Here is a 24,132-nt window from a genome sequence, read left to right on the forward strand (position 1 = left end):
TGCATTCACCGATGCACGGCGCATCGGCAGGCATGCGCTGGAAGCCCTCACGCATGCTGCCTACGCCGTGCCGCCGTCACCGCGTCATGACGACGTCGGCGCCGCGCCGCCGGTACGGCGCGCCTTTCTCGCCTCCCAGCGCACGCGGAGGCGATCCATATATAGATACACGACCGGCGTCGTATAGAGCGTCAGCATCTGGCTCACGATCAGCCCGCCGACGATCGAAATACCGAGCGGCGCGCGCAGCTCCGCGCCCTCGCCATTACCGAACGCAAGCGGCAGCGCGCCGAGCAATGCCGCGAAGGTGGTCATCATGATCGGCCGGAAGCGCAGCAGACACGCCTGGTAGATCGCATCGTATGACGACAGACCCTCGCGCGACGCCTGGATCGCGAAGTCCACCATCATGATCGCGTTCTTCTTGACGATACCGATCAGCAGGATCACGCCGATCAGCGCGATGATGCTGAACTCGGTTTTGAACAGCAGCAGCGCGAGCAGCGCGCCGACGCCCGCGGACGGCAGCGTCGACAGAATCGTCAGCGGGTGGATATAGCTCTCGTACAGGATGCCGAGCACGATATAGACGGCCGCGAGCGCCGCAAGAATCAGGATCGGCTGGTCGGACATCGACTGCTGGAACGCCTGCGCGGTGCCCTGGAAGCTGCCGTGAATCGTCGACGGCATGCCGATCTCGGCCATCGTGTCGTAGATCACCTGAGTCGCGGTTGACAGCGATACGCCCGGTGGCAGGTTGAACGAGATCGTCGATGCGACGAACTGGCTCTGGTGATTGACCGACAGCGGCGTGGTGCCCGGCCCGAAGCTCGCGATCGCCGACAGCGGCACCATCGTTTCCTTCGCGGTCGATACCGCCGAGCCCGATGACGCGCTCGACTTGCCGCTCGCCGCGATCGAGTTGATCGCCTGGTTGCGGGCCGAGTCGGCGGCGATGCTGGCCGCGCTCGTCGCGGTGGTGCCGGCTGCGCCGCCGGTCGTCGCGCTGGTGGGGACGGTGGTGGTCACTTTCGACGTCACCGTGCCGGCCGGCGCGTTGGTGGTCTGCGCGCCGCTCGCGCTGCCGCCCGACGTGCTGACGTAGATTTCCTTCAGCATTTCCGGGCTCTGCCAGTAGCGCGGCGCGACTTCCATCACTACGTGGTACTGGTTCAGCGGGTTGTAGATCGTCGACACCTGGCGCTGGCCGAACGCGTCGTACAGCGTGTTGTCGATCTGCGCGGGCTTGATGCCGAGCCGCGACGCGGTTGAGCGGTCGATCGTCACCATCGCTTCGAGGCCGCCTTGCTGCTGGTCGGAGTTCACGTCCGCCAGTTCCTTGCGCGCCTGCAGCGCTTCGGTCAGCTTCGGCCCCCACTTGTACAGGTCAGGCGTCGAGTCGGCGAGCAATGTGAACTGGTATTGCGCGTTCGACTGACGGCCGCCGACGCGAATATCCTGCACCGCCTGCAGGAACGTGCGCGCGCCGGCCACGTTACCAAGCGGACCGCGCAACTGCTGGATCACCTGATCGGCGGACAGCTTGCGCTCACTCTTCGGCTTCAGCGACACGAACATGAAGCCCGAGTTGGTCTGCCGGCCACCGGTGAAGCCGGCCACGCTCTCGACCGCCGGATTCTTGCTGACGATCTCCATCATCTGCGAGAACTTGCCTTTCATCGCCTGGAACGACGTGCTCTGATCCGCCTGGATGCCGCCGACGAGCCGCCCGGTGTCCTGCTGCGGGAAGAAGCCCTTTGGCACGATGACATAGAGCACGACGTTCAGCGCGATGGTCAGCAGCAGCACGACGACGATCAGCAGCGGATGGCGCAGCGCCCAGCCGAGCGTATGTTCGTAGCCGCGCTGCATCGACGCGAAGCCGCGTTCGAGCCAGCGGCCGAAGCGGCTTTCCTTGTGCTGATCATGCGGCTCGCGCAACAGGCGCGAGCACATCATCGGCGTCAGCGTCAGCGACACGACGAGCGACACCGCGATCGCGAGCGACAGTGTCAGCGCGAATTCGCGGAACAGCCGCCCGACGATGCCGCCCATCAGCAGGATCGGCAGGAACACGGCAACGAGCGAGATGCTGATCGACATCACCGTGAAGCCGACTTCGCGTGCACCGAGGAATGCTGCCTTCATGCGCGGCACGCCGTTCTCGATATGCCGTGAGATGTTCTCCAGCACGACGATCGCGTCGTCGACGACGAAGCCGGTCGCGATGGTCAACGCCATCAGCGACAGGTTGTCGATCGAGAAGCCCATCAGGTACATTGCGCCGAACGTGCCGATGATCGAGATCGGCACGGCCACGCTCGGAATCAGCGTGGCGCGCCAGTTGCGCAGGAACAGGAACACCACCATCACGACGAGCGTGACCGCGATCACCAGCGTGCGCTCGGTGTCTTTCAGCGACGCGCGGATCGTCGTCGAGCGGTCGGAGGTGGGCAGAATGTCGACGTCGGCCGGCAGGGACGCATGCAACTGCGGCAGCATCGCCTTCACGCGGTCGACCGTTTCGATGATGTTCGCGCCCGGCTGGCGGTACAGGATCACTAGCACTGAACGCTTGCCGTTCGCGAGGCCCAGGTTGCGCAGATCCTCGACCGAATCGACGACCTCGCCCATGTCGGACAGCTTGACCGGCGCGCCGTTGCGATAGGCGATTACCAGGTCCTTGTATTGCGATGCCTTGCTCGCCTGGTCGTTGGTATAGAGCTGCACGCGGTTCTCGCCGAACTCGATCGAGCCTTTCGGGCTGTTCGCGTTGGCCGCGGCGAGCGCCGCGCGCACGTCCTCCAGACCGATGCCGTAGTGCGACAGCGCATGCGGCTCCAGCTCGACGCGCACGGCCGGGTTCGCCGAGCCGCTCACATCCACCTCACCGACACCGTCCACCTGCGACAGCGATTGCTGCAGCACGGTGGCCGCCGAGTCGTACAACTGGCCGGCGGTCAGCGTATTCGACGTCAGCGCGAGAATCAGGATCGGCGCATCGGCCGGGTTGACCTTGTGGTAGGTCGGGTTGCTGCGCAGGCTCGCGGGCAGGTCGGCGCGCGCCGCGTTGATGGCCGCCTGCACGTCGCGCGCGGCGCCGTCGATATCGCGGTTCAGGCCGAACTGCATCGTGATCCGCGTCGAGCCGACCGAGCTCGACGAGGTCATTTCGGTCACGTCGGCGATCGAGCCGAGATGCCGCTCCAGCGGACTCGCGACGCTCGTCGCGACGGTCTCCGGGCTCGCGCCCGGCAGCGTCGCCTGAATCGAGATGGTCGGGAAGTCGACCTGCGGCAACGGCGCCACCGGCAGCTTCGTGAACGCGAATACACCGGACAGCGCGATGCCGATCGCCAGCAGCGTGGTGGCGACCGGACGGGAAATAAACGGACGCGACAGATTCATCGCTCAGTTCCCTGCATCGGTGGCGGGCGGGGTGGCACTGCCGGACGAATCGCCACGATGGAAGCGTTCGCGCACACGGCGCGCGAGCGAATCGAAACCGAGGTAAATCACCGGCGTCGTGAACAGCGTCAGCAACTGGCTGACGATGAGACCGCCGGCGATCGCGATACCGAGTGGGCGGCGCAGTTCCGACCCCGCGCCGGTGCCGAGCATCAGCGGCAGCGCGCCGAGCAGCGCGGCGAGCGTGGTCATCAGGATTGGCCGGAAGCGCAGCAGACACGCCTGATAGATCGCCTCGCGCGGCGGCTTGCCTTCCTCGCGCTCGGCGTACAGCGCGAAGTCGATCATCATGATCGCGTTCTTCTTGACGATACCGATCAGCAGCACGATGCCGATGATGCCGATGATGTCCAGATCGTGCCCGGTGATCAGCAGCGCGAGCAGCGCGCCGACGCCGGCCGACGGCAGCGTGGACAGAATCGTGATCGGGTGGATGAAGCTCTCGTACAGCACGCCGAGCACGATATACATCGTGACGATCGCCGCGAGGATCAGGAACAGTTCGTTCGCGAGCGATGCCTGGAACGCGAGCGCCGCGCCCTGGTAGCGGGTCTGGAACGACGCGGGCAGGCCGATGTCCTTCTCCGCCTGCTCGATCGCCTTGACCGCCGCGCCGAGCGACGAACCCTGCGCGAGGTTGAACGACACCGTGGTGGCCGGGAACTGGCTCAGGTGCGTGACGAGCAGCGGCGCGGGCCGCTCGATGAACTTCGCGATCGACGACAGCGGCACCTGGCCGCCGGTGGACGTGGAAGAGGGCAGGTAGATCGAATTCAGCGACTCGGTGTAGTGCTGCATTTCCGGCTGCGCTTCGAGAATCACGCGGTACTGATTCGACTGCGTGAAGATCGTCGAGATGATGCGCTGGCCGAACGCGTCGTACAACGCGCTGTCGATCGTGGCCGGTGTGATGCCGAAGCGCGCGGCGGTCGCGCGGTCGATTTCGATGAACACCGAGCGGCCGTTGTCCTGCAGATCGGTCGCGACGTCCGCCAGTTCAGGCGCCTGCTTCAGACGGTCAACCAGCTTCGGCACCCACGTCGTGAATTCGCTGATGTTCGGATCGGTCAGCATGAACTGATACTGCGTCGGGCTCACGGTGGAGTCGATCGTCAGGTCCTGCACCGGCTGCATGTACAGCGACGCGCCGGGAATGTGCGCGACGTCCTTCTGCAACTGGCGGATCACGTCGCTTGCGGTGTTGCTGCGGTCGTCGCGCGGCTTCAGGTTGATCAGCATGCGGCCGCTGTTCAACGTGATGTTGCTGCCGTCCACGCCGATGAACGACGTGAGGCTGTCGACGTCCGGGTTCTTCAGGATCTGCGTGGCGAGCTGCTGCTGACGATCGGCCATCGACGCGAACGACACCGACTGCGGCATCTGCGTGATCGCCTGGATCACCCCGGTGTCCTGCACCGGGAAGAAGCCCTTCGGCACGTACACATAGAGCAGCGCCGTAAACACCAGCGTGAGCAGTGCGACGACCAGCGTGGAGCGCTGCCGGTTCAGCACCCACGTGAGCGCGACCGCATAGCGCGCGATCACCCAGTCGATGAAGCGGTGCGCCTTCGCCTCGAAGCGGTGGCTTTCGTGCGGCGGCGTGTGGCGCAGCAGCTTCGCGCACATCATCGGCACGAGCGTCAGCGACACGATCGCCGAAATCACGATCGTCACCGCGAGCGTGATCGCGAATTCATGGAACAGGCGCCCGACCACGTCGCCCATGAACAGCAGCGGGATCAGCACCGCGATCAGCGAGACCGTCAGCGAGATGATCGTGAAGCCGATCTGTTTCGAGCCCTTCAGCGCGGCTTCGAGCGCCGACTCGCCCTCTTCGACGTAGCGCGCGATGTTCTCGATCATTACGATCGCGTCGTCGACGACGAAGCCGGTCGCGATGGTCAGCGCCATCAGCGAAAGATTGTCCAGCGAGAAGCCGCACAGGTACATCACGGCGAGCGTGCCGATCAGCGACAGCGGCACCGACAGGCTGGGAATGATCGTCGCGTAGATGTTGGCGAGGAACAGATACATCACCAGCACGACCAGCACGACCGACATCGCCAGTTCGAACTGCACGTCGCGCACCGACGCGCGGATCGTCGTGGTGCGGTCGGTGACGACCTGCACTTCGAGCGCGGCGGGCAGCGACTGCTGCAGTTGCGGCAACAGCGCCTTGATGCTGTCGACCACCTGGATCACGTTCGCGCCCGGCTGGCGCTGCACGTTCAGGATGATCGCGGGCGTGTTGTCGACCCATGCGCCGAGCTTGGTGTTCTCCGGCCCGTCGACGATGCTCGCGACATCCGTCAGCATCACTGGGCGGCCGTTCTTGTACGCGATCACCGCGTTCTGATACTCATCCGCGCTCGTCAGCTGGTCGTTCGAATTGATCGTGTAGTTGCGCGTCGGGCCGTCGAAGTTGCCCTTCGGCGTGTTGACGTTCAGGTTCGAGATCGTGGTGCGCAGATCGTCGAGATTCAGCCCGTATGCGGCGAGCGCGCGTGGGTTCGCCTGAATGCGGATCGCCGGGCGCTGGCCGCCCGACAGGCTGACCAGACCGACGCCCGCAACCTGCGAGATTTTCTGCGCGAGACGCGTGTCGGCGAGGTCCTGCACCTGCGTGAGCGGCAGCGTTTTCGACGTGAGCGCGAGTGTGAGGATCGGCGCGTCGGCCGGGTTGACCTTCGCGTAGATCGGCGGCGCGGGCAGGTCCGACGGCAGCAGGTTGCCCGCCGCGTTGATCGCGGCTTGCACTTCCTGCTCGGCGATGTCGAGCGGCAGATCGAGGCTGAACTGCAGCGTGATGATCGACGAGCCGGCCGAGCTTTGCGACGACATCTGGTTCAGCGACGGCATCTGACCGAACTGCCGCTCGAGCGGCGCGGTCACGGACGACGTCATCACGTCCGGGCTCGCGCCCGGATAGAAAGTCTGCACCTGGATCGTCGGATAGTCGACCGACGGCAGCGCGGAAAGCGGCAGAAAGCGCAGCGCGACGAGGCCGACCAGCATGATCGCCGCCATCAGCAGCGCGGTGCCGACGGGACGCAGAATAAAGGCGCGGGATGGATTCATGCGGTAAGTGCCGTGCCTTTACTTTATTGCGACGCTTGCGAAGCGTGTCTGCCGTGATGCGCGTGCGCGTGGGATGCACCCGAGGCGGCTGCCGCCGCGCTCGCGCCTTGCGGACCCGATGCGCCGACGGCACGCGCCGCCGGAATCGTGATCTTCGAGCCTTCGCGCAGGCGGTCCGAGCCGTCGATCACGACGCGCTCGCCGAGCGCGAGGCCCGACTTGATGCTGGTGCGCTCGCCGTCGACCGGGCCCGGCTTGACCTGGCGCACCGTGACCGTGTTGTCGTCCTTCACGACGTACACGAACGGGCCCATCGAGCCGTTGAGCACCGCCGAGGTCGGCACGATCACCGCGTCCTTGATCGTGTCGACGAGCAGGCGCGTATTGACGAACTGATTCGGGAACAGCCCGTTGTCCTTGTTATCGAACAGCGCGCGCAGCCGCACCGTGCCGGTGGTGGTGTCGATCTGGTTGTCCATCGTCTTTAGCGCACCGACTTCGAGCGGCTGGGTGTTGCTGCGGTCGTAGGCCGTAGCCGACAGCTGCTCGCCGTTCTTCGTGTGCTGGATGATCTGCTGCAGGTTGTCTTCGGACGTCGTGAAGATCACGCTGATCGGCTGCAATTGCGTAATCACGGCAATGCCGTTGGCGAGGCCCGACGTCACGTAGTTGCCCGGATCGACCTGGCGCAGGCCGACGCGGCCCGACACCGGCGCGGTGATGCGTGCGTAGATCAGATCGAGCTTGAAGCTGTCGATGTTGGCCTGATCCGACTTCACGGTGCCTTCGTATTGCCGCACCAGCGACGCCTGCGTGTCGACCTGCTGGCTCGCGATCGAGTCCTGCGCGAGCAGCGTCTGATAGCGCTTCAGATCGAGGCGCGCGGTGGCGAGCAGCGCCTGGTCGCGCACCAGCGTGCCCTCGGCGTTGCGCAGCGAAATCTCATAGGGACGCGGGTCGATCTGGGCGAGCACGTCGCCCTTTTTGACCATCTGGCCTTCCTTGAAATAGACGTCCTGCAGCACGCCGCTCAACTGCGGCAGCACGGTGACGGTGGCGAGCGGCGTGACGGTGCCGAGCGCGGTCAGCACGACCGGCATTTCGCCCTGGGTGGCCGTTGCGACATGTACCGGCTGCGCGAGGTTGGCCATGCCGGCAGCGCCGCGACCGAAACGGCCGCCGCGCGCGCCGCTCGCGGCACCCGGCGCGCTTGCGCCGCTGCCGGGCGCGCCCCACGGATGCCAGCGCCACAGCACGATTCCGAGAATGACCAGCGCCGCGACGATCCATGCGATGGTGCGACCGCGATGCCGTTTCACCGCACCGGGCGCGCCGGCTTGCGTGGCGCCGGCGGTCGGTTGGGAGGCCGGGGCGGCGGGGCGTTGGGTTTCCGGATGCTTTTGTTGTTCGTCCATCGGTTCGGTCAGGTGACTGGCTCTTTGATGTGAATTGCTCGCGCGGTTGTCACCGTTGAAGGGCGACGGACTGCGCGCGGGCGATATGACAGGCGGTCTGGGCAGCGGGCGCGCCATGCACGCTGAAGCGCGATGCTACCTGACGCGCGGGACAGAGATGTTAACGCACGGTAAAAGCGCACCGTAAAAACGCACCGTAAAAACGCGAGGCAGAAACGAGGCGGAATCACCACGGCCCGACGAGTCCGCTCGGGGCGCCACGGCTTGCAACGGCGCGGCTTGCCGCGCGGGCTTTGCCCAACAGGATGCGTGATCCTACGGTGCAGCCTCTGTAACAGTCCAGCCATCTATTTTTCGTTTGATTACGAAGGTTACAGGATGTTGGGAAACTGTCGGCCAGGGCTGGGACGGCGCTGTAATGCGAGATAAGGCGAGGTCGGAGCACCGCGATCACGCGACGCTTCGTGGGCGATTTGATGTCGATGGGAACGCGGCGCGCGGCGCCGGCTTGCCGCTTCGAGTGCGGATGCTGCGCAGTACGCGCCCGGCAGCCCGGTATGTTATTCGTCGAGCCGGCGGCCCGGCGAGCCGCCGATTTCCTGCACGATTTTGCCGATGCATTCGAGCAGCGCGGGCGCGGCGCTCGAGATCAACCAGTCGCGTGGGCACAGGTCGGCCGAGCCGCCGCAATTGACCGCGTAGCGCTCGCCCGACGGCCCGACGAAGCCGAGCGCGATCGCGTTGAGACCGTCGTACCACTCACCGGTCGCAATTGCGAAGCCGCGCTCGATCGTGTCCTCAACCGCGCTTTCGAGCCGGCTGCCGAGATAGCCCCAGTCGTCGCCCTCGGCAGTCTGCAGGCCGGCGAGCAGCCGCTCGCGCTCGGGTTGCGTCAGCGCGGCGAGATACGCACGGCCGACCGCGGTACGGGTGAGGCTCATGCGCGAGCCGATTTCGAGCCGCGACACGAGGACCGCGGAGCGCGGCCGGATCGTGTCGATGACGACCATGTCGTAGCGGTCGCGCACCGCGAGATGCACCGATAGCGCGGTGCTTTCCGCGAGTTCGATCAGGAACGGCCGGGCGCGCGCGCGAATGTCGAAGTTGCGCAGAAAGCCGTTGCTCAGCTCCAGCACCGACGACGTCAGCACGAAGCGTTCGCTGTCGGGCAACTGCAGCAGGAACCCTGTGCCGACGAGAGTAGCGGTGATGCGCGATACGGTGGGCCTCGGAATGCCGGTCGACGCGGCGAGTTCGCGATTGCTGAGCGGCGCTTGAGCGGCGGCGACGGCGCGCAGCACGGTCAGGCCGCGCGCGAGCGCGGTGACTTCGTCGCCGGTGCCTTCCTTTTCCCTGGGCTGGGCGGCTACGGGGTCGGTGCGCGTTGGGCGGTTCATCGGTTTCTGGAACGGTATTTCAGGTTACGTGCGCGCGGCTTGCTGACGGCCACACGGTAAAGGATTGGGTCAATCGCGGCCCAGGACATGCGTTCGCTTTTTTGTGCGAAGAATCATTGTATCGGAATGAATTACCGGGTTCAGCCGGATCTCACGATTTTGCTTGACTTGGTCAACATAACCATAAAAAATGGAATCTCATTTCGAAAGCGATTCGGTTGCTACATTCGCGGCCCACATTCTGGGTTAAATGTAATCGGCTCTGTTTACATAGCTTTCAGACAGCTAATCGTTGCTGTGCTGAGATACGGCCATCTTTGGATTATGGCCATTTCCCGGCATCAGAGCGCTTCGTTTTCGAATCCCGTCTCTCAGGTTCTAGCACGGCCCTCGGAATGGCTAGAACTTTTAAAGCGTCACGGCAACGTGACGCTTTTTTTTCGCCAGACTATTGGATGGTCATCAGGATCTGCGTGCACCTATGCGTGGCTGTCTGGCATCGATCAGGGCCCGATATCGCATTGCTCGCTGCCTGATGATCTCGCCTCGTCGATATTTTAATTATCTGAAAAATAAGGGAAATCAACCGGGTGTGCGGGGTTTGTAATGTCAGCTTCTGTCACCATTATCTCGCTCCTACGAATTCCGGAATCGAATCCGGAAATGGATTTATGCATGTTGAGAAAATATTCCTATCGGGTAATGAAGCAAATTACGAATTAATCATATGTCATATGAAAAGAAACGGAAACGAATTGGAATTCAGGTGAATAGCGTCAGATCGATGATGTCCATTTACAGACAACTCCACGATCGGCTCCGTCAATTTTCTACAACGACTCGCTGGGTCCGGCGCGCGGCCCGACAAACCGGCTCTCCTTCATCAGACTTGCACGACACGCACCTACGATGTGGCGATCGACAACAGGGGGCGTAGCAGCGTATGCGAGATTCACGTACGAACATCGGAGCAGGTGGCGCGGTGACTTACCGTGCGACGGGCAACGCGCTTCAAAGCACAACTCAAAGCACGGAAGAAGCGCTACGCCTCGCTCTCGACGCCATTGCCGCGCGGGCCTGGCCCGCCGCGATTCATCACGCCGAGCGCGCCATCGCGGTGGCCGGCGACAACGGCTTCGCGCATATGGTGCATGGCGTCGCGTTGACGGGAGCCGGACGCTTCGATAGCGCGCTCCCCGCTCTCGAACACGCGACGCGGCTTGCGCCGCGCGATCCTCGCACGCACTACAACTTCGCGGTCAGCTTGCAGCAGGCCGGGCAAGCGTTGCGCGCGATGGCCGCTTATCGGGCCTGTCTGGAAATCGAGCCGCGTTTTGCCGATGCGCTGTGGAACTACGGCGAATGCCTGAGATTGCGTGAGCACTTCGAACTCGCGCTCGAACTGTTCGACCGCCTCGCCAGCGTGGAGGGACGCAATCGCCTGCATGCAGCGCATCGGATGGCCGTGTGCTGCGCCTATCTCGGCGATGCCGAACGGGCCGATGCGCTGTTTCGCGCGCAGCTCGCCGAAAACGACGATCCGGCGACCCACTGGGAGTACGCGCTGTTCCTGCTCCAGCAGCAACGTGTCGACGAAGCATGGCCGCATTACGCGCGCCGTTTCGATGCGGGCGCAAGAATCGGGCTGCGAGCGATCGAGCGGCCTCACCCCGCATGGAACGGACAGTTCGAAAAAGATGCGTTGCTGCTCGTCACCGGCGAGCAGGGCGCTGGTGACGAGATCCTGTTCGCCGCCTTCATACCGGAACTGCTGCGGCGTGCGGACGCGAGCGGCATGCGTGTCGTCATCGCTTGCCGGCCGGAACTCGTGCGCCTGTTTCGCGCGAGTTTTCCGGGCGTGCAGGTCGAGTCGGCCGCGCTGCTCGAAGCGCGCCCGCCGCGTGCGTCGTTTGCCATGGACGCACGCGGGGCAAGCTCGAATGCCTGGCATGCTTATATCGGGGACATTCCGCGCTGGCTCGACAAGCCGCCGGTGGCGGCTTATTTGCAAGCGGATCACGCCGATCTCGCCGAAGCACGCGCATTGATCGGCGACACCGGTGCGCCGGCCGGCCGCCGCGGTGACGGGCAGCCGCTGGGCCGGCCGCTGAAAGTCGGGCTCGTGTGGTCGTCGAATCCGGCCGTCGTGCCGGAGAACCGGACCGCCCGCAACGTTGCGTCGACGCTCATCAATGGCTGGCTCGGCGGCCTGGGCAACGTGACGTTCTACTCGTTGATGCCGACGCCGCATGTCGAACGCATCGCGGAAGTGCCGGATTTGCCGCTCGTCGATCTGTCGGCGTTCGTCACCGACTTCAGCCGGACCGCCGCGGCGATCCAGTGTCTGGATTGCGTGGTATCGGTGTGCACGTCGACGGCCAATCTGGCCGGCGCGCTCGGCGCCGATCTGCACGTGCTGCTGCAACGTCACGCCGACTGGCGCTGGGCCGACGGCGGGCGCGCATGGTATCCGAACGTCACGCTGTATCGGCAGGCGCGTCGCGGCGACTGGAGCGCGTCGCTTGCCGCGCTCGCCGATCGGCTCGCGCGCACGTCCGGCGCATGAAGGTACGGCGCATGAAAGTCGGGCGCCCGTTGAGCCGGGGAGGGCGCGAGGAAAGCGTAACGATGGTCCGCTGAAGGCCGCATGCGTGGCCACAGTCAGCGGCCCGTCTTCCCAGCGTCCTTGCGCGCAGCCCGCAGCCCGCGCCGCGCCGCGCGCACACGTCATCGCAGCCTTAGCTCTGCCTCATTGCACACGGCTGCGCAGATAAGCCGACCCGCGTTCAGCTGCAATCACCAGCACGAACGTGACGATCATCAGGAACGACACGGTCCGGTAGTCGAACAGGTTCATCGCGGTCAGCAGCTGGAAGCCGATGCCGCCCGCGCCGACGAAGCCGAGCACCACCGACGAGCGCAGATTCTCGTCGAAGCGGAACAGGCTGATGCCGAGCAGCGTCGGCAGCACACCGGGCACGACCGCATGCGTGAACACCTGCATGCGGCTCGCGCCGGTCAGCATCAGCGCTTCGACCGGCCCCATGTCCATGTCCTCGATCACCTCGGCAAACAGACGGCCGAGCATGCCGATCGAATGCACGCCGAGCGCGAGCGCGCCCGGAAACGGCCCGAGCCCGACCGCGGTCACGAACACCAGTGCCCAGACCAGATCCGGCACCGCGCGCGTGAGCCCGATCGTCGCGCGCGCGGCGTAGTACAGCGGCCGCGCGGGGCTGACGTTTTCCGCCGCCAGCAACGCGAGCGGAAAGGCCAGCACGACCGCCATCACGGTGCCGAACACCGCGAGGTCGATCGTTTCGAGAATCGGATGAAGGGTCGCGCCGAACTGGCTGAAGTCGGGCGGCATCGAGCGCGAGAAGATGTCGGCCATCCCGTGCGCGCCGGTGATCAGGTCTTGCGGACGCGCATGCACGCCCGCGCAGGCCTGCGCGAACAGGATCAGAAAGGCCGCCAGCGCGGCGATGCCCGATAGCGGGCTGCGCTGTCGCGCACGCGCGTCGGCGGTATGTAGCGAAGAGACGCGGTTCATGGCACCCCGCTGAGGTACAGGTTGGAGATCTGCTGCGCGTTGACCGCCGACGCGCGCATGTCGAACTCGATCTGGCCGGCGCGCATGCCGATCAGGCGATCGGCGTAGCGCGTCGCCAGCTCGGGCTGGTGCAGCACGCAGACGACGGCGAGCCCGTCGTCGGTCGCGAGGCGGCGCAGCAGCGACATCACATCGTCGGCGGCTTCGGGGTCGAGGCTCGCGACCGGCTCGTCGGCCAGCACGACTTGCGGCCGCTGCGCGAGTGCGCGCGCGATCGCGACACGCTGTGCCTGGCCGCCCGACAGCGTGCCCGCGCGCTGATCGGCCAGATGCGCGAGACCGACTTCATCGAGAAAGCCCCGCGCCGGTTCGATCTCGCACTTCGGCACGCGGCCGAACGAGCTCGACAGCGTGCGATGGTGGCCGAGCGCGCCGGTGCACACATTCGCGAGCACGCTGCGCCGCTTCACGAGGTTCGCGTGCTGCGACACCAGCGCGATCGACATGCGCGCGACGCGCAACTCCTCGCCCGTCAGCCGGGCGAGATCACTGCCGCCCACCACGACCGAGCCGGCAGCAGCGCGGTTCAAACCGACGATGCACTTCATCAACGTGGATTTGCCGCAGCCGTTGCTGCCGAGAATCACGACCATTTCGCCGGCGTGAACCGACAGGCTCATGTCGCGCAGCGCGGTGTGGCCATTCGGATAGCGCATGGTCAGCCCGCGCACGGCGAGGCGCACGTCGGTGCCGGCGACGCGCGATCCCAACGCGTCCCCGCCGGCGGGCAGCAGCCCGGCGGGGTCGCCCGGTGCGGCGCCGAGCACCGTTGCCGCATGCAGCATGCTCACAGCTTGCTCAGATCGATATGCAGCGTCGACACCAGATCGCGAATCTGATCGTACGCATGGTCGTTCTGCGGCACTGTTCTGAGCGCTTTGCCTTCATTGGCCGCGAGAAACTTCTGGTCGGCTTCCGGCAGCTCGTGAAAGTCGAGCGTCTGCAGCACGTGGGCGAGGCGCGTCTTGAAGTCGGCCGGCAGATCGCCGCGGACCGCGAACGGGTCCTGCGGAATCGGGCCGGATTTCCACAGCGTCACATAGGCCGTCGGATCGTATTCGTTGTGCAGTTGCGCGCTCGCGATCTCTTCGCTGTTCAGCTCGCCGGCTTCCACTTTGTGATTGCGCAGCGCTTCGAACGACGCCGTGTGGCTGCCCGCGTAAATTGCCTTCACGCCGTGGTCCGGATCGATGCCGCCCTTGCGCAGCCCATACGACGGGAACAGATGTCCCGAGGTCGAGGCCGGATCCGAATAGGCGAACGAACGGCCCTTCACATCGGCGAGCGTCTTGATGCCGCTGCCGGGCCACGTGACGACCGACGCGTAGTAGTTGGCGGGCTTGCCGTCTTCGCCGGAGAACCCGGCGACCGCGTCGGCGTGCGCGACCTGATGCGCGAGCACGTAGCCGAGCGGGCCGAACTGCGCGAACTCGAGCTTGTTGTTGCGCATCGCTTCGATCTCGGCGTTGTAGCTCGTCGCGACGTACAGCTCCACCTTGCAGCCGACCTTCTTGCCGATCAGATTGGCGAGATCCGTGTAGACCGGCAGCAGGCGTCCGACCGATTCATACGGCTCGACGCCGAAGCGCACGGTGCCGTCGTTCGGACAACTGTCTTGCGCGTGGGCAGCGACAGCGCAGGCGGAAAAAATCAGTGAGGCGAGAAAGCGGATTCGTGCGATTTTCATATCAACGTGCTCCGGACGATTGAACTGCGGGCAATTACCATTGGTACGACATGCCGGCCCCATACGCCGCGCCATCCCCACCGACGCTGACGCCGACCTTCATCTTGATGTTGTCCGAGAAGCGCGCGCTCGCGCCGATGGCCGTCGCGCCATAGCCCTGATAGGTGCCGGTGCCGATGCCGATGGCAAAGCGCTTGCCGGGGTCAACCTCGGGGATCATCGTGAGTGCCGTGGCTGCCGCCACGCCGCCGTAGGCTCTGCGCGCGACGCTGTTGACGCCGGACTGGACCGTGGCGAGCTGGTTCATGTTGACGGCATCGGTGCCGTTCACGCCGGGCGCGACGTTGGTGATGCGCCGCTCGCTGCCCGCCGCGCCGACCGATACGGTGTTCGCTTCGTCGGCGACGGAACCCGCGCCGAGCGCGACCGAGTTCGACGCGGCGGCGTTCGAGTTCGCGCCGAGCGCGCTCGCATTGCTGCCGCTCGCATTCGCATTGCTGCCCTGCGCGGTCGAGTTGACGCCGCCCGCCGATGCGTTCGCACCGGTCGCCACGCTGCCCTCGGCGAGCGCCGCCGCGCCGGAGCCGTTCGCGGTGCTGTTCGCCACGGCGGCGAGCGCGTTGGCGCCGACCGCCGTGCTGTTCTCGCCGGCCGCGTTCGCCGCGTAACCCATCGCGGTGGCGGCGGGTGCGGAGGCCACTGCCGGCGACGAGGCCGCGTTGCCCGACGCGGCGTTCTTGTCCGCCGCCGCGGATGACGACGCGCCCGCATTGTTTTGCGTTTGTGTCTGCGTCTGTGCCGGCGGGGTCGAGGCCGACTGCTGACCGATCGACGCCATCTGGTCCGAGAGTTGGCCCTCGACGGCTTCGAGCTGTGCGAGGTTCACGGCATCGTTCGCCTGGCTGCCCGCCGCGACGCCGGTGATCTGCCGGTTGCCGACGTTCACTTCACCCGCCGACGTTTGCGGGGCGCTCAGGCCGAACGCCTGATAAGCCGACTGCGCGCCGCGCATGGCATCGGAGCCCGCGCCGAGCGCGACGCTGTTCGACACCGCCGACGCATTCGTGCCGATCGCGACCGAATCGCTGGTCGCGATCGAGCTGCCCGCGAGCGAGCCGATCGCGACGTTATCGTTGCCCGTGACCAGGTAGCCGGCGCCGTAGCCTTGCGCGACGTTGTTGTTGCCCGATACGTCGTGTCCCGCGCCGAAGCCCATCGCGAGATTCGACTCGCCGCTCACGTTGCCGCCCGCGTAGGCGCCGAATGCGGCGTTGCCGTCGCCGGTGACGGCGGCACCGGCATTCGCGCCTTCGACGAGGTTGTTGTTGCCGGTGACATTCGAGCCGGCGCTGACGCCGTTCGCGGAGTTGTAGCTGCCGCTCACGTACGAGCCGGCGTTCTGACCGTTCGCGAGGTTGTTGCTGCCGGTCACGTATTCGCCGGCGTTCGAGCCGAACGACGTGTTCTGGTCGCCCGACACGTAGCTGCCGGCCCAGAAGCCGAACGCGTTGTTGTAGCTGCCCGTCACGTTGGTCTGCGCGCTGCGGCCGAATGCCTGGTCCCAGCCGCCGACCAGGTTGATGCCGGCGAAATAGCCGATCGCCTGGTTCGCGTTGTGGCCCGACACGTTGGTGCCCGCGCCGTTGCCGATCGCGAGGTTCCAGTTGGTGGTGACGGTGTCGCCCGCGCTCTGGCCGATCGCGATGTTGTTGCTCGACGTGACGTGCTGGCCGGCGTTGTCGCCGAACGCCTGGTTGTAGCTGCCGGTCACGTATTCGCCGGCGCTGGTGCCGAACGCGTCGTTCACGCTGCCGGTCGTATAGCTGCCGGCCCAGAAGCCGAAGCCGTTGTTGTAGTTGCCGGTTACGTTGGTCTGCGCGCTGCGGCCGAACGACTGGTTCCAGCCGCCCGCCACGTTGATGCCGGCGAAATAGCCGATCGCCTGGTTCGCGTTGCCGCCCGATACGTTGGTGCCCGCGCCGTCGCCGAGCGCGAGGTTGTAGTTCGTGCTGACCGTGTTGCCGGCACCTTGCCCGATCGCCGCGTTGTCGTTGCCGGTCACCGACTGGCCGGCCGACTCGCCGATCGCGGTGTTGTTGCTGCCCGTGACCGTATTGCCGGCCGATTCGCCGAATGCCTGGTTGTAGTTGCCGCTGACTTTGGTGGTGCCCGCGTTGGCGCCGATTCCCTCGTCGTGCGTCGTGCTGCTGTACGTGGTCGACAGTTGCGCGTCGACGCGCGCACCGTACGTGGTGAGGAGCGCGCCCATCAATAGGCTGAGTCGCGCGACTCGCTGTGTGTTCTTCATGCCGGATTCCCCTGGTCGGTTTGCGCCTGCGTTCCGCTTGTTTTTGCTGGTGGTCCGATCGCCTCAGCTCGCGAGTCCGTTTGCCATCGCCGGATCGCTGATGGCCGGCGCGCCCGTTTCGACGCGGCCAGCGAAGCGGCGCACGAGGTTCGGCGCGCTCAGCGTGAAGTCGTACCAGTTGCCGGTGCCCGATAGCGGCCAGCTCTGCTCGGCCGACTTGCCGGCCGGCACGGTCAGCGGCCATGGGCCGCTGCTGCTCAGCACGCTCGCGTAGGCACTTGCGCTCAGCGTGACCTGCACGTCCTGGGTGCCGCTGTTGTTGACGGTTGCGTACACGGCGCCGTTGGCGACGTCGTAGCAAACCTGCAATTCCACCGGCGCGCCGCTGCCGGTATTGCCGCTGAACTGACGCACGAAGCCGTTCGGTCCGTAGACCCACAGGTTGTAGTTGCCGCTCGTGTCGCCGCTCCACGCGGTGTCGTTGAGCTGCTTGGACGCTTCGACCGTATAGCGGCGTGGGATCACGCCGAGGTTGTTCTGGTCGTACACATGGAATACCGCGCCCTGCGTACCGGTGTTGCTGAACAGCAATTCGATCTGGCCGCCCGACAGCACGCGTGCACTGGTGTGCAGCTCATACGGCAGCGCGCGCGACGGCCGGTAACCGGTCTCCTGGAACAGCGGCTGCGGCGTGCCCGGCGCGGCGGCGGTCGGCAGCGCGCGTTGCGCGGCGTCGATCGCGGCGGTATTGGCGGTGCTGGGAAGACCGGCATACGTGCTGTTGGTCGCATTCGGGCTCGTGAAGTCGAAGCAACTCGTCAGGTCGCCCGCGATCGCGCGATGCCACGGGCTCACGCTCGACACCGTGATGCCGAAGCGCTGTTCGAGAAACAGCGCCATCGACGTATGCGTGAACACCTGCGAATTGACCCAGCCGCCCGCGCTCCACGGCGAGATCACGAACATCGGCACACGTCCGCCGAGTCCCCACGGACGCACCGTGCCGCTGACCGTATCGGCTGCTTCCAGATACGTGCGGGAAGGATCGGAGAAGTACTCGCCGGCGAGCGGCATCGTCGAGCCGCCCATCAGTTTGCCGCTCGCGTCGTACGACGGGACTGCCGGCCGCACCGCGTGATCGAAGATGCCGTCTTCCTCGTCGTAGGTGACGAAGAACGCGGTCTGGCTCCATACGGCCGGATTGGCGGTCAGCGCATCGAGCACCTGCGAGATGAAGTTCGCGCCGTCGCTCGGGAAGTAGCTCGGATGCTCGGACACATCCGGCGTCGGCAGAATCCACGACACTTGCGGCAGCGTGCCGTTCTGCACGTCGGTGGCGAACGAGGTCAGGAAATCGGGGCCGCCCGTCATGCCGTTGTCGTAGATCGGCGAACCCGGCGCCGAGGTGCGGAAGCTCTGGAACGCAAGGCCGCCGTGCAGCAGGCCGCTCCAGTTGTTGTTCGGATCCTGATAGATCTTCCAGCTGACGTTCGCGCCTTGCAGCAGATCCGGCAGCGTCGGCCACATGAAGGTCGAGCCGCCGTACGTGTACTGATTCGGCGGTGTCGTCGCCGAGATCGTCCCCGATACCGAGCAACGCACGTTCGTCACTTCGGCATCCGCTTCGGTCGGATTGATGCCGACGGCCGCCAGTTGCGGATTGAAGTTGGAACCGGAGAAGAACACCACGCGGTTCGGGTCGGTGGGGCCGGTCAGCGCGCAATGATAGGCGTCGCACAGCGTGAATGCCTCGGCGAGCGCGAAGTGAAACGGAATGTCGGCGCGCTCGTAGTAACCCATCGAGTACTGGCTCTTCCAGTGCGGCCAGTTGCCGAACAGGCCCTGGTTCCAGGCGGCCTGGCCGCTGCCGTAGTCATGCGGACAGTCGGCCACGCCCATCGCGTTCATCGTCGCCGTGTCGAGATGGAACGGCGGAATCGTCACCACGGGCGTGACGCCCGGTGCGCTCGACACCTGCTGCCAGACCGGCTGGCCGCTTGCCATCGTGATCGGGAAGCGGTCGCCGAAACCGCGTACGCCTTTTAGCGTACCGAAGTAATGATCGAACGAGCGATTCTCCTGCATCAGAATCACCACGTGCTTGATGTCCTGAAGCGTGCCGGTCTGGCCTGCCGCGGGAATCGCGAGGGCCCGGCGGATCGACGGCGGCAGCATGCCGGTGCCCGCCAGCACGCCGGCGGCGCCCGCCGCGCGCAGGAAGTTGCGCCGGCTGATTCCTTTCGACATCTCGGTCTCGTGGATGTCGCGTGTTTTGTTGTTCATCAAAGTGTCTCTGCAAGGCTGGAAGGAGGCGATGCCGCGAACGATGCCGCGATACCGGGCACGCGCCGCGCTCGAAAACTCGGGAAGCTCAGGGGGCGCAGTGCAGTACCGGCGTCGAGCCGGTGGATGTGCCCGATGCCGGGGAGGTCCCCGAAGCCGGCGACGTGCCGGAAGCCGGGGATGTGCCCGAGGCCGGCGAGCTGCCGTTTGCGCCGGTCGCGGGCTGACTGCCCGCGCTGCCCGTGCCCGAGGAGCCGGACGACGCCGTTGAGCCATTCGAGCTGCCGCCACCACCGCAAGCGGCCAGCGTGACGCTCGCCGCGAGAGCCAGACTGCCGAGCAGCGAGCGGCGCCATGAGGCTCCGCTCGCGATGTGCCGAACAGCCGTCACAGTGCATTTGAGGTTCATTTTTTGATAGACCGGATTAAGCGCCCGCGCCGGGAATCGACACACGGCGAATCGATGCGAAATTGGCCGACCCCGAAGCCATTGCTTCACCCCGGAGCAGGTGCGCTGCACTGAACTTCAGTGCGGACGATGCAAATGCTAGGCGCGGTCTATGTCAGAGAAATGAATATTTCTCAGTTAAAAAACGAGGTTGATATGAGAAAAATTCAGTACTAAGCTGGCGGCTGTTTTTTTAACAGCCCGATATGTCAGGAACGTTCTCGATGCGCCACTTCCGCAGTTCTCGCAGTGCTCCTTACGGCCCCGCATGGGGAAGCGAAGATGTGGTGCCGCTGCAGCCGCCCGTTGACGAGGCAGCGTTGCCCGCCGCCATCGCGCGGGATTTCATCGCCCGGCGCATACAGGCCGCTCGTCGCCAACTCGCGAGCGCGACGGGTTTCGTCATCGATCTCGACGGCACGCTCGTATCCGGCAGTCAACTGATGCCGGGCGCGAAGGAGCTGCTCGAACATGCGAAAGACCGCTACGCGATCGTGTCGAACAATTCGCGCGATACGGCGGTGACGCTCGCGCGCAAGCTGGGGCGGCTCGGTTTGCGGACGAAACCGGAGCACATGGTGCTGGCAGGAGAGCAGGCGGTGAGGTTGATGATCGAGCGGTATCCGGGCTCGCGCGTGCGTATCGTCGCGAGCCCGGTGCTCGCTCAACTCGCGGCCGCGCTAGGAGGCAACGTGGTCGAACACGAGCCGGAGGTGATTCTGCTTGGGCGCGATGTGCATTTCAGTTACCAGCGGCTGACGTCGGTTGCCAACCAGTTGCGTCGCGGCGCGACGCTGATGGTCGCGAATCCGGACCTGAGCCATCCCGCGGCGGATGGCGGTGTCACGCCCGAGACCGGCAGTCTGATGAGCGCGGTGATCGCGTGCGCGGGCGTGGAGCCGGTCTGCGTGGTCGGCAAGCCGGAGCCGCTGCTGTTTCGCGAAGCGCTGCGTCGGCTCGGCACCGATGCGTCGACCACGCTCGTGATCGGCGACAACCCGCTGACGGACGGTGCCGGTGCGCGGCAACTCGCGATGCAGTGTCTGCTGGTCGGACGCGATGCCAGCGCGAATGTGAGTTCGCTGGCGCCGTTGTTCGAATCCGACGACCCAAGCGAATCCGGAGATGAAAACCATCCGGACGATGGTGACGGCGAGCACGCTGGCGCTGCTCGCCGCGCCGCGAGTCAATAGCGCTTCAGCGACAGCACGTCGAAGGTCTGACGCAGCACGTCGACCGAGCGCTCGTAGTCGGCGAGCGCGAGGCACGCGATCAGCACGTCGACGATCGCGAGTTGCGCGAGACGGCTCGTCATGGCCTCGGTGCGAAAGCGCGTTTCGCGGGCCATCGTCGTCAGCACGATGTCGGTGAATGCCTGGATCGGCGAACGGCCAAAGTTCGTGATGCAGATCGTGCGCGCGCCGGCTTCTTTCGCGAGGCGTGTCGCGGTGACCGTTTCGTGCGTGCTGCCGGAGTGGGAGATGGTCAGCGTCGCCACGCTCGGATCGCAGCGCGACGCGCTGATCACCTGGATATGCGGATCGGTCACCGAGCGTGCATCGAGGCCGATGCGCAGCATCCGGTAATGCGCATCGTCGGCAATCGACGCGGCGCTGCCCACGCCGTAGATTTCGACGCGCTTCGCGGCGCGGATCGCGGCGACTGCCTGTTCGAGCGCGTGCACGTCGAGTGTCGACTCCGTATCGCGCAGCGTCTGCACATTCGAGCTGAAAATTTTCGCGACGACCGTGGCGGCGCTGTCTTCCGGCTGCAGATCTTCGTGAATCAGCTGCACAGGCTGGACGATTTCCTGGGCCAGCACGATCTTGAGCTGCTGAAAACCGGTTGCGCCGAGCGATTTGCAGAAGCCGACCACGGTGCCTTCCGCGGCGCCGACGCGATCGGCGACGTCGCTGACCGACATATGCACGACCTCGCGCGGCCGTTCGCGGATGAAATCGGCGATGCGCCGGCTCGCCGCGCCATAGGTCGGATAGAGCTGTTCGATCCTCGCGAGGATCGCCGAAACGGTAATTTCACCGCTCGGCGATGACGGCGTGTCGCTCACCGTCTTTGCCAGGGCCTTTTTCTCTGGCTGCATCAATGCTCCTGTTTCAAGAATCGTTCCGAGTGGGTCGTATCGCGCGTGTGCCGTCCACGCGTACCGTCCACATGCACGCGCATTGTAGTGCCGGCTCGTTTCAGGAATTGTAGGGGTGGTTTGTTGCGCGACGGTGCCGCGGCGTTATTCGTCGGGCGTGCTGTCGCGAGGCCATCGCGTGGACCCTGCCCGACGGATTTCCCAAGGCGATCAACGCGCCAGCAACGACACCGTCGCAATACCGAGAACCGTCATGGCGAGCGATGCGCTCACATGGATCGCGATTTCGCCCGCGGCCCAGCCGAGCCGGCCATCCTGCAGCCGCTGCACGACTTCGGCGGAGAAAGTGGAGAACGTCGAGAGTCCGCCCATCAGGCCGGTGATGACGAACAGCCGCCATTCCGGTGCGAGTTGCGGCACGCGCGCGAAGCCCGCAACCGCGACGCCGATGATGTAGCCGGCGATCACGTTCGCGGCGAGCGTGCCGAGCGGCAGGCCGCTAAAGATGCCGTTCAGGCGAAAGCCGAGGAACCAGCGGAACAGCGAGCCGAGTGCGCCGCCAATGGCGACAGCGAGAAAGGACCAATACATGGAAGAGGGTGTGGCAACCGGTGCGTCGACAAACCGGTTCGTGCGGGCGAGGTGATGCCGCGTCCGCATGACCGGGCGTAGCAGGCATCATCAGCCCCAAAGGGCGGTTAAAGGAGAATGCCATCTCCAGCCGCGAAGTCTAACATCGGCACAGGCATTTGGGGACAGGCGGGCAGCGGCGAGCGGCGCGACGGCATTTTGTGTGCGGCGCTTCGTGGCTCGCCGGGGCGGCGCGCCACGAAGCGCGTCGCGTTGCTCGACAGACTTAACCGCAGGCTGCGCAAGCGGGACGTCGCCCCCCGCGCGATCTCACTCCGGCGTCGCCGAAATCTTGTGGATCGACAGGTCCGCGCCGTTGTATTCCTCTTCCTGATCGAGCCGCAGGCCGACCGTCATGCGGATCACGCCGTACACGACCGTTCCGCCGACCGTCGACACGACGATGCCGCCGAGCGTGCCGATCACCTGCGAGCCGAACGATACGCCGCCCAGACCGCCGAGCGCGTGCAGGCCGAAGATGCCTGCCGCGATACCGCCCCACGCGCCGCACAAGCCATGCAGCGGCCACACGCCGAGCACGTCGTCGATGCGCCAGCGGTTCTGCACGCAGGTGAACATGTAGACGAACAGCACGCCGGCGATGGCGCCCGTCACCAGCGCGCCGAGCGGATGCATGATGTCCGAGCCCGCGCACACCGCGACCAGCCCCGCGAGCGGGCCGTTATACGTGAAGCCCGGGTCGTTGCGTCCAGCGAACCACGCGCTCAGCGTGCCGCCGACCATCGCCATCAGCGAATTAACCGCGACGAGGCCGCTGATCTTGTCGAGCGTTTGCGAGCTCATCACGTTGAAGCCGAACCAGCCGACCGTCAGCACCCATGCGCCGAGCGCGAGAAACGGAATGTTCGACGGCGGATGCGCGGCGATGCCGCCGTCGCGATGGTAGCGGCCATGGCGCGCGCCGAGCAGCAGCACCGCCGGCAATGCGACCCAGCCGCCGAATGCATGCACGACTACCGAGCCGGCGAAGTCGTGAAACGGCGCGCCGAACGCTTGCGTGAGCCAGTCCTGGATGCCGAAGCGGTCGTTCCACGCGATCCCTTCGAAGAACGGATAGACGAAGCCGACCAGCACGAAGGTCGCGAACAGCTGCGGGTTGAATTTCGAGCGCTCGGCGATGCCGCCCGACACGATCGCGGGAATCGCCGCGGCGAACGTCAGCAGGAAGAAAAAGCGCACCAGCCCATAGCCGTTGTGCTGGGCCAGCGACTCGGCGTTGCCGAAGAACTGCACGCCGTACGCGATCGTGTAGCCGATAAAGAAATACGCGATCGTCGAAACCGAAAAGTCCACCAGAATCTTGACCAGTGCATTGACCTGATTCTTCTTGCGTACCGTGCCCAGCTCGAGAAACGCAAACCCCGCGTGCATTGCCAGCACCATGGCGGCCCCGAGCAGAAGAAACTCGGTATCGGCGCCGGTTTTCAGACTATCCATCGATGTGTCCCGCTTATGCCAAAAAAGTGCGCTAAGTGAGCAAGAAGCGGGCCAAAGTTGTGCCGACCGCGTCGATCCGGTGCAATCGGGCACCGGGATGGGATTCGACAACGATCCGGCCGCCGCGCAATGAATCGTGCGCTGCACCTGAACAGCGACGAAAAGCACAATACAAGTGCATGTGCTCGAAAGAGCAGCGCGAATGATCCAGGGCGGGGCATAACATTCGATTTAAATTACAGTTTT

15 protein-coding genes and 1 riboswitch are annotated in these 24,132 nt (G+C 65.3%); of the genes, 2 read left to right on the forward strand and 13 right to left on the reverse strand.

All coding sequences use genetic code 11. The features are described from left to right. Nucleotides 1-84: 84 nt before the first annotated feature. The 4 genes from L0U82_RS06760 to L0U82_RS06775 form a co-directional block, all read right to left on the reverse strand. Nucleotides 85-3,408: an efflux RND transporter permease subunit gene (locus tag L0U82_RS06760; RefSeq protein WP_233829336.1), complete on the reverse strand. Its 3,324-nt coding sequence runs from the start codon at nt 3,406-3,408 to the stop codon at nt 85-87. Between the two features lie 3 nt (nt 3,409-3,411). Then, a complete protein-coding gene (locus L0U82_RS06765) occupies nt 3,412-6,546 on the reverse strand; it encodes an MdtB/MuxB family multidrug efflux RND transporter permease subunit (protein WP_233829337.1) in 3,135 nt (1,044 codons plus the stop codon). A 23-nt stretch (nt 6,547-6,569) separates the two neighbouring features. Then, the gene (locus L0U82_RS06770) at nt 6,570-7,961 is read right to left on the reverse strand and encodes an MdtA/MuxA family multidrug efflux RND transporter periplasmic adaptor subunit (RefSeq protein ID WP_233829338.1); all 1,392 of its coding nucleotides are present in this window, start codon (nt 7,959-7,961) and stop codon (nt 6,570-6,572) included. 560 nt (nt 7,962-8,521) lie between these two features. Beyond that, on the reverse strand, nt 8,522-9,358 hold the full coding sequence (locus L0U82_RS06775; RefSeq protein WP_233829339.1) for an IclR family transcriptional regulator: 837 nt from the start codon (nt 9,356-9,358) through the stop codon (nt 8,522-8,524). A gap of 943 nt (nt 9,359-10,301) precedes the next feature. On the opposite strand from L0U82_RS06775, the gene L0U82_RS06780 reads away from it, so the two are divergent. After that, entirely contained in the window at nt 10,302-11,924 is a 1,623-nt protein-coding gene (locus L0U82_RS06780) for a tetratricopeptide repeat protein (RefSeq protein WP_233829340.1), read from the forward strand. Between the two features lie 183 nt (nt 11,925-12,107). Here the strand turns inward: L0U82_RS06780 and phnE are convergent, their stop codons facing one another. The 6 genes from phnE to L0U82_RS06810 all read right to left on the reverse strand — a co-directional run bounded on the left by phnE (nt 12,108) and on the right by L0U82_RS06810 (nt 19,658). Further along, nucleotides 12,108-12,911 (reverse strand): phosphonate ABC transporter, permease protein PhnE, encoded by an 804-nt coding sequence (phnE, locus tag L0U82_RS06785; protein WP_233829341.1) that lies wholly within the window; start codon nt 12,909-12,911, stop codon nt 12,108-12,110. Beyond that, nucleotides 12,908-13,756, reverse strand: coding sequence for a phosphonate ABC transporter ATP-binding protein (gene phnC, locus L0U82_RS06790; RefSeq protein WP_233833163.1), 849 nt, complete (start codon nt 13,754-13,756; stop codon nt 12,908-12,910). The genes phnE and phnC overlap by 4 nt, the downstream gene beginning before the upstream one ends. Before the next feature lie 2 nt (nt 13,757-13,758). Then, nucleotides 13,759-14,658 carry a phosphate/phosphite/phosphonate ABC transporter substrate-binding protein gene (locus L0U82_RS06795; protein WP_233829342.1) on the reverse strand — a complete coding sequence of 300 codons (900 nt, stop codon included), beginning with the start codon at nt 14,656-14,658 and terminating at the stop codon, nt 13,759-13,761. A gap of 34 nt (nt 14,659-14,692) precedes the next feature. Then, entirely contained in the window at nt 14,693-16,966 is a 2,274-nt protein-coding gene (locus L0U82_RS06800) for a YadA family autotransporter adhesin (RefSeq protein WP_233829343.1), read from the reverse strand. A 63-nt stretch (nt 16,967-17,029) separates the two neighbouring features. Then, on the reverse strand, nt 17,030-19,213 hold the full coding sequence (locus L0U82_RS06805; protein WP_233829345.1) for a phosphocholine-specific phospholipase C: 2,184 nt from the start codon (nt 19,211-19,213) through the stop codon (nt 17,030-17,032). Between the two features lie 124 nt (nt 19,214-19,337). Next, the gene (locus L0U82_RS06810) at nt 19,338-19,658 is read right to left on the reverse strand and encodes a hypothetical protein (RefSeq protein ID WP_233829346.1); all 321 of its coding nucleotides are present in this window, start codon (nt 19,656-19,658) and stop codon (nt 19,338-19,340) included. Between the two features lie 263 nt (nt 19,659-19,921). On the opposite strand from L0U82_RS06810, the gene L0U82_RS06815 reads away from it, so the two are divergent. Beyond that, nucleotides 19,922-20,890 carry an HAD-IIA family hydrolase gene (locus L0U82_RS06815; protein ID WP_233829348.1) on the forward strand — a complete coding sequence of 323 codons (969 nt, stop codon included), beginning with the start codon at nt 19,922-19,924 and terminating at the stop codon, nt 20,888-20,890. Here the strand turns inward: L0U82_RS06815 and L0U82_RS06820 are convergent. The 3 genes from L0U82_RS06820 to L0U82_RS06830 form a co-directional block, all read right to left on the reverse strand. Beyond that, entirely contained in the window at nt 20,884-21,798 is a 915-nt protein-coding gene (locus tag L0U82_RS06820; RefSeq protein WP_233829349.1) for a MurR/RpiR family transcriptional regulator, read from the reverse strand. The two genes, L0U82_RS06815 and L0U82_RS06820, sit on opposite strands and share 7 nt — an antisense overlap. Before the next feature lie 210 nt (nt 21,799-22,008). Further along, nucleotides 22,009-22,389 (reverse strand): fluoride efflux transporter CrcB, encoded by a 381-nt coding sequence (crcB, locus tag L0U82_RS06825; RefSeq protein WP_233829350.1) that lies wholly within the window; start codon nt 22,387-22,389, stop codon nt 22,009-22,011. A gap of 74 nt (nt 22,390-22,463) precedes the next feature. Beyond that, nucleotides 22,464-22,526: riboswitch (Fluoride riboswitch) on the reverse strand. A gap of 172 nt (nt 22,527-22,698) precedes the next feature. Next, nucleotides 22,699-23,886: an ammonium transporter gene (locus L0U82_RS06830; protein ID WP_233829351.1), complete on the reverse strand. Its 1,188-nt coding sequence runs from the start codon at nt 23,884-23,886 to the stop codon at nt 22,699-22,701. Between the last annotated feature and the right edge of the window lie 246 nt (nt 23,887-24,132).

Origin of the sequence: Paraburkholderia sp. ZP32-5 (genome assembly GCF_021390495.1) — a bacterium.
Classification (GTDB): Bacteria; Pseudomonadota; Gammaproteobacteria; order Burkholderiales; family Burkholderiaceae; genus Paraburkholderia.